Annotated in this window: 7 protein-coding genes; all 7 read right to left on the bottom strand. The window is 40.8% G+C overall.

Annotation, left to right across the window (positions count from 1 at the left end; all coding sequences use genetic code 11):
- Positions 1-230 precede the first annotated feature (230 nt).
- Entirely contained in the window at positions 231-1370 is a 1140-nt protein-coding gene (locus N824_RS33170; protein WP_200869894.1) for a c-type cytochrome, read from the bottom strand.
- A gap of 1121 nt (positions 1371-2491) precedes the next feature.
- Positions 2492-3253: a ThuA domain-containing protein gene (locus N824_RS15845; RefSeq protein WP_048906127.1), complete on the bottom strand. Its 762-nt coding sequence runs from the start codon at positions 3251-3253 to the stop codon at positions 2492-2494.
- Between the two features lie 107 nt (positions 3254-3360).
- Entirely contained in the window at positions 3361-4623 is a 1263-nt protein-coding gene (locus N824_RS15840) for a glycoside hydrolase family 71/99-like protein (RefSeq protein ID WP_152542326.1), read from the bottom strand.
- An 8-nt stretch (positions 4624-4631) separates the two neighbouring features.
- On the bottom strand, positions 4632-5765 hold the full coding sequence (locus tag N824_RS15835; protein WP_152542323.1) for a hypothetical protein: 1134 nt from the start codon (positions 5763-5765) through the stop codon (positions 4632-4634).
- A gap of 36 nt (positions 5766-5801) precedes the next feature.
- Positions 5802-7127, bottom strand: a complete 1326-nt coding sequence (locus tag N824_RS15830) for a glycoside hydrolase family 71/99-like protein (protein WP_052334156.1) — start codon at positions 7125-7127, stop codon at positions 5802-5804.
- Positions 7128-7149: 22 nt separating this feature from the next.
- Positions 7150-7866 (bottom strand): DUF3823 domain-containing protein, encoded by a 717-nt coding sequence (locus N824_RS15825; RefSeq protein ID WP_048906125.1) that lies wholly within the window; start codon positions 7864-7866, stop codon positions 7150-7152.
- Positions 7867-7885: 19 nt separating this feature from the next.
- A complete protein-coding gene (locus N824_RS15820) occupies positions 7886-9703 on the bottom strand; it encodes a RagB/SusD family nutrient uptake outer membrane protein (protein ID WP_048906124.1) in 1818 nt (605 codons plus the stop codon).
- Positions 9704-9708 lie beyond the last annotated feature (5 nt).

The raw sequence follows: 9708 nt of genomic DNA, 5'->3' as shown, positions 1-9708 counted from the left end.
TGTTATATTTTTCTTCTGGCAAAAGAATGTGAAGAGCAGTGTGCCAGCTGCTGCAGCAGCACATTAATAGTGTAGCATATTGATAGTGCTGCACATTGATAGTATTGCGTAAAACATAGTATACCGTTAAGGCGTTCTAGAATAACGGACGAATAAAGAACAAAAAAAGCTGATCATGAATAATGATCAGCTTTTTTTTGATATCAATGTCTTCTTATTTCAATCTATCCTTATTTCTTCAATGTATTTAATTCCTGCCATGTCCAGTTTTTGGTTCTTCCGGCAGTTTGCTCACGTACTTTTTTAACATCAGCAGCCTTTACTGTAGATGCTTTGTTGCCAATGTCATTACGAATATAACTGATCACTGATGCAATGTACTCATCATTATTGCTTCCAAGAGCAGGCATCACATCTGCGTATGTTTTTCCATTAACGGGGCCCGATAAGCCGTGAAGCAAAATACGTATTATTTTTTCAGGATCGCCATTCACATCTTTGCTGGCTGCCAATGGGGGAGCTGGCATATCTTTACCACCATTAAGTACACCTTTACCTTCTGCACCATGACAAGTAACGCAAAGCTGTTTAAAAATTAATGCGCCATCGTTTATTAATTTCTGATCGGCAGCAGCCATTAATTTCGAATTCTTTTCCACAGTAGCTTTAGCCTCAATTTGTCTCTGATATTTCTTCTGAGACTCTGCAAACACTATGTCTTCAGGATGATCCTTAATAATGTCGGCTATGATTTGTTGTGCTTTATCAGAATTATTAAACCTTAATGATAATCCAAGTTGCAAACGAATATCAGCACTAGGATCATTTTTTAGTGGTTCAACTGCCAATACCAGACTTTCATCTCCTTTTCTTATTGGCTCTTCACTAATCCATAATGCAGTTTTTCTTACCTCAGCATCTTTGTCTTTCAATGCAGCTAATAGGGTAGGTCTGTCTAAAGCATCCAGACCGTTCATCGTCCATAGGGCATGAATACGTGCCAGCTGCATAGGTGAGTTTAAAGCCAGTTCCTTTAGCGCAGGTACAACAGATTTATCTCCACGAACTACTATAAGTTTCTGGGCGTTGTCTCGCCACCATCCGTTAGGATGCGAAAGGTACGGAACCAATTTATCACTGGTAAGGCTTAGCATATTTGGAACGGTCTTATCCCGCTTAATACCATCGTGAACCAATCTATAGATACGTCCCCGGCCAATATTTTTGTCGAATTGCTTCTGATCAATCTGGTTACGCAGGTAAGTTCCCTTTCTTGTCCAGTTACCTTCCTGAATAATTCCCCGGTACATGTCTACGATATACACACATCCATCAGGGCCTGTTACGCTGTTTACAGGTCTGAAATTCATATCTGTAGAAGCAATGAATTCTTCTTTCTCGTACGCWWYTTTYARSRWWATYYNTACYNTTGGNTATTYRSNACCTTGGCTCTTCTGATCAGTCTGCCTACAGGTTCACAGATCAATAAATCTCCTTTCAGATCATCTGGTAATGAGTTTCCTCTGAAAACAGACTGGCCTGTACAAGCTGTAAAATGATTTAGCGTACTGTCCGGACGTAATCGACCTAAACCTCCCTGAACATCTGGTGTAGAAATTATAGGCCAAACATCCTGAAATTTATCGTTATACTGTTCGCCAAGGTCTAAATATCCAAAGTAGGGATTTTGTTGAAAGTTTACGGCAGGAGCTTCGCCACCTGCTGCTGAAAAAAACAGTCGGCCGTAGTTGTCATTCGCAAGACCCCACTGACCGCCAGAACCTTCATGCTGATTCTCAGATTTTAATACACCATCCTCAAATTTGTAACGAACGTTTTCTACAGTTACATAGATCTTATTGTCTAGATTCCATACTAAACCGCTTCGCTGATGCTCCAGATTACTTTTGTTTTCTGACTCATTTTTGAAAACCATTTTCTTTTCATCTGCTACGCCATCTCCATTGGTATCACGGTAGCTATAAATACTGTTGTCAAAAGTCTCGGCAACCAAAAGGCGATCATCAAGTGGAAGGATCATTCTTGGAAGTAATAACTTATCAAGAAAAACTACCGATTTATCCATTTTTCCATCACCATTGGTGTCTTCCAATCTTTTAATGGTACATACCGGTTTCATCTCATCTGTACCTTCAGCATCCTGCATATAGGTATTCATCTCTGCAACATACATGCGTCCATTCCCGTCCCATGCAATTGCTACAGGCTCATGAATCATTGGTTCGCTGGCTACAAGTTCGAGGTGGTATCCTTTAGGAAGGTGGATGGTTTTAAGACTCTCCTGCGGTGTTAGATAAGCAGGAGAGGGGTTGGTGTTTACGATTACCTTTCCATTGGCGTCTCGTTTTAAAGTATTTTGAGATACTTTACAAGTATAAACGAGCATGGACAAGCCGAGCATGCCCAATACCCATTGTTTATTTGGTTTCATTGTGTATTTGGTTTTGTGTGTTTTGGGTTGAGGGTGTGTTTATTTTTTCACACCCAAAGCATATTTGATCCCCCCTAAAAGATGTTTAAGATAAAGTGGATCAGCATAAGATTCATCTGTGTGACCTAGTTCAGTGTAGAAAGCGCGACCACCATCATATTCATGGTACCATGCCATTGGGTGTTTATCGCCCATTTTTCCTTTACCGGCATCATAGCTTTTCTCATCAATAGAAATTAATACATTTAAGCCGTCGGCTACCCATTTGAAATTATACCATTCGTCTTTTCTTTTCCAAACTTCCGGAAGGTGTTTTGTAGAAATGTGGTTGCGGTTTGTTACATTTAAAGAAGCCTCTTGCTGACTTGGGTGACTAACAAAATAAGCACCTACCAGTTTACCATACCAAGGCCAGTCGTACTCAGTATCAGTAGCGGCATGTACACCTACAAAGTTACCCCCGCCTTGAATATATTTCTCAAAAACAGCTTGTTGCGTATCATTTAATACATCACCGGTAGTATTAAAAAACACTACTGCCTTATAATTTTTTAAATTATCTGCAGTGAACTTCTCTGAATTGGTTGTGGTATCAACATCAAAATTATTTTCTGCTCCTAATTTAATAATAGCTGTAGTTCCTACTGCAATTGCATCATGATGAAATCCAGCTGTTTTACAGAACACAAGGATTCTTGGGTTTTTCTTGGCAGAGGCCGATGCGGCACTAAACATGATCAATATTAATGACAGCATTGTTAATGCTTTTGCTAGGGAGTTGTTTCTAGTCGTGATTTTCATTTGTTTTTTGTTTTTAATGGTATTAAAGGTAAAGGAATTTTAATTCTCTAAGTAACGGATAAAGTGTATTATTTAAGAGAGAAGTTTTAGGGAAACATTAGAAAAACTCACATCGGACTAGTTGGACGCACAGCTGTAAGTGCAATTTGCCCTTTAAACATTTTCCCTCCATCACCGGTTAATCTCAAATAATAATCTGATGAACAGGCAGTACCGTCCTCATCCAGTGTTACAAATGATGATCCTTTTGGTATAAAGGACGAATTTTCCGCAGTTTTCGCAATCTGGTTTCCTTCATTGTACTCATCAAACATAGAGATGTATATTCCCTGGCAACCCACTCTTTTCATGTTATAGAACTGGCGCCACATAAAGTCTCCATGCGCACGCTGGCGTTCCTGTAAATCACCTGGTAATATGCAAGGCTGATAATCAATTCCATTGGAATTGCAATAAGCCTGATCGGGTTTGTTTACATTCATAAAAAAACCATCAGATTCGTTTGCATTGCCAATTCTGCCAACCATCCAGGGCGAAAGCATATCAAAAGCTTTATAAGCACTGATGAAATTGGGTCTGGAATCACTCTCCTGTTTCCGCCAATGGGTAGGTACACCACCAATAACATAACATCCTTTGCTTTTAAACCAGTTAATTACATCCAGGCAAACAGATGCGGACCAGGGATGATTGTTATCATTAAATCCAAATCCCCATATGCAAACTACAGGCTTGCCGTTTTGTTTTGCATAGGCTGATGAAGTGATATATGCCGACATTTTATTTGTCCAATCGGTTTTAATTTCTGATTGCATATTAGTCCACCCGCTTACATCATACATGATGTAAAACTTACGTCCATAAGCCTCTGCCGCGGTTTTTACCTTAGCTGTAATGGCATCGCGTGCGGGGCCTTCAATTCCATTTGGATTAAAGCGCTGCAGCGCGGCTGCATCAATACCATTTTGCTGCATCCAAAGAAACTGTGTGTTTACTGTTTGAGTAGTAAACGATGAGAATAACTTTGCAGCTTGTCCGTTACCAAGATCTGCAAAACCAGTTTGAAAGGTTTCTGTGTATTCCCTAACATCCGGCCATGATTTTATCCCCAGATTGGTGGGGGAAGGAATCTTCCCCCAATCCTGAGTATAATGCCACCAGGCATCAATTGGAGAGCCATCACCTTTTGCTGCAAACCAACCCTGATAGCCAACAGTGATTTTGCCAACCACATCGCCAACCGGAGAGGGGGTTGTGTCGATCACTTCCCCCGGTTTATCGGGAGAAGTGATTTCTTTAGAACTCTTTTTTGAGCAACTGCTCGTTAAAGCAAATAAGGCCAGCAGAAAGGCAATGTTATTTTTTTTCATGATCATGATTATTTCCCTGTAAAACGAAGATCGTCTATACCCACAGCCACATCCGGATGATCTTTGCTAGTGGTAAAAAAGAATACCCTGAAATAATTAATGGCAGTAAAGTCTGCGCCACCGTCTGCTGTATTAATTGCTTTATCAAAATCAAGTGTAATTTCATTCCAGCCATTCTTTAAATTATCCACTAATGGCGCTACATCCCAGGCAGATTCGTGGTCATCGGCCTTTCCGGAGCTGGTAAGCTCTATAGAACCATCTTTTTTGATATTGGAAACATCAGATATATACCACCAGAATTTAAACTGACCATTGCTTTTGTTGAACGTTGAATTAAACGGTGTTTCAAATTTTCTGATAAACTGCATAAAGTCTCCACCATTTGCTATGGTGTTCTTAAGATAACCTGTGCCTTCTTTTTTGCCAGCTGTTTCAATAACAGGAGCACCCACAGTTTCCCAGCCATCTGGTTTATCCGCATTTTCAAAAGAAACAGCCGGAGCTGCCGGTACTGCTCTAAGTACCAGTCCATCTACACCGGTAATCACATCCGAGTGATCTTTAGTTTTTGTCCAGAAAAATACCCTGAAAAAATTAAGGGCAGCGGGACTTGGCGCACCAGATACATCTGCATCTCTTAAATTAAGATTTACCTGGTTCCAGCCATTTTTTAAAGTAGGCAATAATTTAGCTACAGACCATCCATACTCATCCTTATCTGCATCCCCACCACTGGTGATCTCAATTTGTCCATCTTCCTTAATGGCTGATACATCAGAAATATACCACCAGAAAGAGAACTGGCCATTAGCTGTGGTAAGTTTAGAATCTAATGGAGTAGCTAAATGCTTTATAAATTGCATGAAGTCATCTCCGCTTTTTATGGTATTTTTAAGGTAGCCGCTGCCTTCTTTAGCTCCTGATGTTTCAATGACAGGATCACCAACAGTTTGCCACCCATCCTTAACATCAGCATTGTCAAATACCACTAGCGTAGGATCAGCCGGTTCTTCCGGTTCCTCTGGTAAGGGTGCCAAATGACTGGTATCTCTTGAAGTGTAAGTTTCCTTTTTACAGCTGGTTACCGTAAGCCCGATCAGGGCGATGGAACATACCATCATATTTTTTATTAATCTCATTTCCTTTGTTTTAAAAGTTTAACATTAATTTCTTCGTTATCTAACTGGTTTAACCCTGGTAAAACCTGGGTCGCCATGAAACCAACTTGCGCCCTTTCCTGTAAGCCATAAATAGTAATCAGAAGCCAGATCGTTTTCAATTCCAACGAATCTTAGTCCGGCATCTCCATTCAGCGGTGTATCGGCTTCCCGGGCCGCCTTAAATATGGCTGTGCCCTCGTCAATTTCATCGAACATGGCTACATATAATGATTTTGCACCAACATTTTTTGCACCGGCAATTTGCTGCCACAAGAAATCACCTTTTAGGCGTGGTATCTGATAATAAAGGCTGGCATCCTTGTGCATATTACCCCAGGTAAAGCCTGGAAATACTAGTGGTACATAATCTACCTTGTTAGCCTTGCACCATTGAATGTCATCATAAGTTATCCGTTCGTTGTAATTTCCGGAGCTAAATCTACCTACAGCCCATGGCATAACTATATCCGCTTTTTTTATCAATGCATGCAGCAGAGGCGATTTTTCGGTATCATCGCCCAGTGTTCTCCAGTAAAAAGGAACCCCCAGCATAACAGCTACCTTATTATCTGGCCCTTTCAGTTTTTCTACCAGCGTGGTTACGTCAGAAATAGTATATTTTCTGTTGTCATTAAAACCCACACCCCATATAGTTACCAATGGTCTGCCGTTGTGATATAAATAGGTGGGGTTCTCTTTACTGTCAAAAAGTTTAAAAAGGCTTTGTAGTTCATTCCAGTCCTGCTCCAGATAAGCAACATCGGCACTTGAGCAGCCGCTCAGGTCATACATTACACTAATTGCCCTGCCATATTTCTTAGCCGCTTTTAGTGCATTAGCCAACACCTTATTGAAGTGTCTTTTTCCGGATGCATTTGAAGATTTAATCTCACCTACAAAGCGTTGCATATGTACACCGTCGATGCCGTAATCCTTCATCCATTTGAAATGAAGATCAACACTTTCTTCATCGTAAGGACTGTATAAGTAAGCGTCAGAACCGTTTGCAAATTTAAAAGGCGACTTATACTTTTTGGTATACTCGGTAATATCTGGCCAGAAATCTACATTGGTGTTTCCGGGGAAGAAACCGCCATTGCCTTGGTAGTGGTACCAGCCGCGCTGTGAACCATCTCCCTCGGCAGCAAACCAACCCTGATAACCAGCCATTACCAAGCCAGTATAAGATTTGTAAACTACCCCGGTCATGTCATACACTTTATCCTGAGTAGCCGGTGGCTTTACTTCCGGATCGGGATCTTTTATACCATTGCTTTTAGAGCACGATGCCAGACAAGCTATGGTTGCAAAAGAGAAAAACAATATCCTAAACTTCTTCATCAGTATATTTTGTTAGGTTCAATTAATTAGCCGGTACGTCTATTTCTATAATGTCAGAGAAATTGGAGCTCTTGAAACTATCATTCAAGCGAACTCCTACTCTTACAAAGAACTTTCTGCCTGGCAACATATCAGGGATATCGATAGTAACAGACTTATCTGCATCAGTCATATCTGCCCATTCTTTATTAATCGCCTTCTTATAGATGTCAGAAAAATCTCTGATGGAAGCACCTGCACCTACAAGTTTGGTATTGTTAACATATGGCTGAGTTTCTATAATCGTTGGTAAACCCGCGCCAATAGGCGCCTCCATTGTATATTTTAATGTTAACGTTTTGCCATTTAGCACCGCAGTGAAATTCTTGATAAGAATATATGGAGTAACGGTAAAATCGTGCTTTGTACCCTTATTAATATCGACTGTGAGGGTATCGTAAAGTGGCCAGAAAGCACCGCCCTTAGGTATTACTTTGTAAGTTCCTTTAAAGAGTTTTGAATCTTTAAACGTACCATCGAATTTGCTTGGTATTTCCTGCGGGGATGGTGTAGCACTCCAGCTGATCTGCTCCAGTCTTATTTGGCTGCTGCCTTGCGAGGTAAGCAAATTGCCACCTTCTGAGGAAATAAGGTTTCCTTCGAATGAAGCATTAGGGCCATCATAGTTATCTATTTTTGTACATGCAGAACTTGCCAGTATAGTTGCGCCCAACAATATTCTACTAATCAGTTTTTTCATATCTTATAATTTTATATTCTTAGTAATTAGGATTATTAGGGTATAGATTAGGGTTTTTACCAAGTTCACCCCCAGGTATTGGTTCGTAGTAGAATTTCTTATCGAAATTGTAATTACGCTGGAACAATTCAGGTTCTGACAAAAAGATGTATTTGTTTTCGTTAAATACATAATAAGGCATAAGGCCCTTAAATCTGGCGTTGTTTAAAACCACATCTGCAATCCTCCATCTTTTTAAATCCCAGTAGTATTGATTTTCAAAAGCCAGCTCCATTCCTCGTTCATTGCGGATCTTGTCTATATCAATTGAAGTGTACGGAGTTGCACCTGCTCTGTTCCTGATCATGTTGATCACGGTTAGCGCATCGCCGGCGTTGCCAAGTTCCATAGCTGCTTCTGCTCTGTTTAATAGTATTTCAGCGTAACGAAGATCAATCCATGGCTGCTCACTTCTGTTGAGGTCAACAGTTGAAATTGGTTTTGCAGCATCAATGTATTTTCTTACATAAAAACCTGTACGGGTCAGTTCATCACCACCGGTCCATGGTCCTGTAAAACCAATAATCATTCTTCCCTGGTATAAAGTTTTGGTATCTCCTGAAAGTATGTAGCTGCGTGAGTTAGCAGGCTTTGCAACTTCTGCTGCTGCTGTGCCGTTGAATGAAGGATAAATACCCCTTTGCATATCAAATGTAAGGCCTCTTAAGGTTGCTCCCGGGAAATAAACGGTGGCCAGTAATCTTGGTTCAAGTCCCTGCATTAATTCTGCACGATCATTGAAACGTTTTGGTGTTCCATCTAGATTGGTTACCGGCAAGTTGCCCCAGCGTTGTACCAAATCAAGGGTAGGGTATGATCTGGTAAGTGCATTAGCAGTCATGTAGCGAGGCGACATGGTAGCGTCCCAGCTGTGTGCTGTACCAGAAATGATCGAATACTGTTTAACAAAGATGTTTTCAGGACTTTCGCTTTTCAGAAAAAGATCAACATAGTTCTGTACTTTATCTGAGTTTTTCTCATAAAGTGAATAGTGTCCTTCCAGTAATTTGGCAGCATCGTATGCCTTGGTGAAATATCCATTGGCTTTGTCTGCAGGTATGCCTGCAAATCCTTCGGCTCTGGCCTGGCCATCAACAAAGTTTGCAGATCCATATTTGGCTATAGTACCCGCATAAAGCATTGCTCTTGATTTTAATGCAGCAGCAGCGTATTTATTGGCCCTACCTAACTCATTGGTTTCGTTCATCATCTGATAACCAAGATCAAGCTCTGCACCAATGAAATCCCATGTTGCTTCTTCTTTATCACGGTGTACCTGTAATTCTGAAAGCGGTGCACCCGGGTCTTGTACTGTAGTTACAATTGGAACCCCGCCATAACGTTTGGCTAGTCCGAAATAATAGTATGCCCTTAAAAAGTGCGCCTCGCCCAGTAATGCATCTACATTGGCCTGTCCAAGCTTATCTGCATGTTTTGGTAACTCTTCAATCAGAATATTAACGTTTCTGATATCGCCGTATGGCCAGTAGCCAAAGCCGCCCCCGATATCCATTCCACCAAAAGGCCCAACTTCTTCACCTGTAACTGAGGCTGAGTTAAAGAAATTCTCCCAATCGTTACCACCCGTTTTGAAGCCCTGATCGGGTCTGTACTTAAAATCTTCAATTGGTAGGCCTCTGTAAATGGTTGCCAAAAAGGATTTTACGCCGGCCTCACTGCCAAATATGATATCTGGTGTGAAAATATTAGTAGGTGGAATATCTAGCTTTTGGCAAGAGGTTACGAGTGCCCCTACGCTTATAGATATTGCTATAATTAGTTTATGTATACTTTTCATATTTC

This window comes from Pedobacter sp. V48 (genome assembly GCF_000523515.1).
Taxonomy (GTDB): domain Bacteria; phylum Bacteroidota; class Bacteroidia; order Sphingobacteriales; family Sphingobacteriaceae; genus Pedobacter.
The sequence above is the reverse complement of the archived record's forward strand: the minus strand, read 5'-3'. Positions and strand labels throughout refer to the sequence as shown.

Bases quoted from the DNA above. Each gene is read 5' to 3' on its own strand.
- N824_RS33170 (WP_200869894.1), bottom strand. From the start codon at position 1,370: ATGAATTTCAGACCTGTAAACAGCGTAACAGGCCCTGATGGATGTGTG.
- N824_RS15845 (WP_048906127.1), bottom strand. From the start codon at position 3,253: ATGAAAATCACGACTAGAAACAACTCCCTAGCAAAAGCATTAACAATG.
- N824_RS15840 (WP_152542326.1), bottom strand. From the start codon at position 4,623: ATGAAAAAAAATAACATTGCCTTTCTGCTGGCCTTATTTGCTTTAACG.
- N824_RS15835 (WP_152542323.1), bottom strand. From the start codon at position 5,765: ATGAGATTAATAAAAAATATGATGGTATGTTCCATCGCCCTGATCGGG.
- N824_RS15830 (WP_052334156.1), bottom strand. From the start codon at position 7,127: ATGAAGAAGTTTAGGATATTGTTTTTCTCTTTTGCAACCATAGCTTGT.
- N824_RS15825 (WP_048906125.1), bottom strand. From the start codon at position 7,866: ATGAAAAAACTGATTAGTAGAATATTGTTGGGCGCAACTATACTGGCA.
- N824_RS15820 (WP_048906124.1), bottom strand. From the start codon at position 9,703: ATGAAAAGTATACATAAACTAATTATAGCAATATCTATAAGCGTAGGG.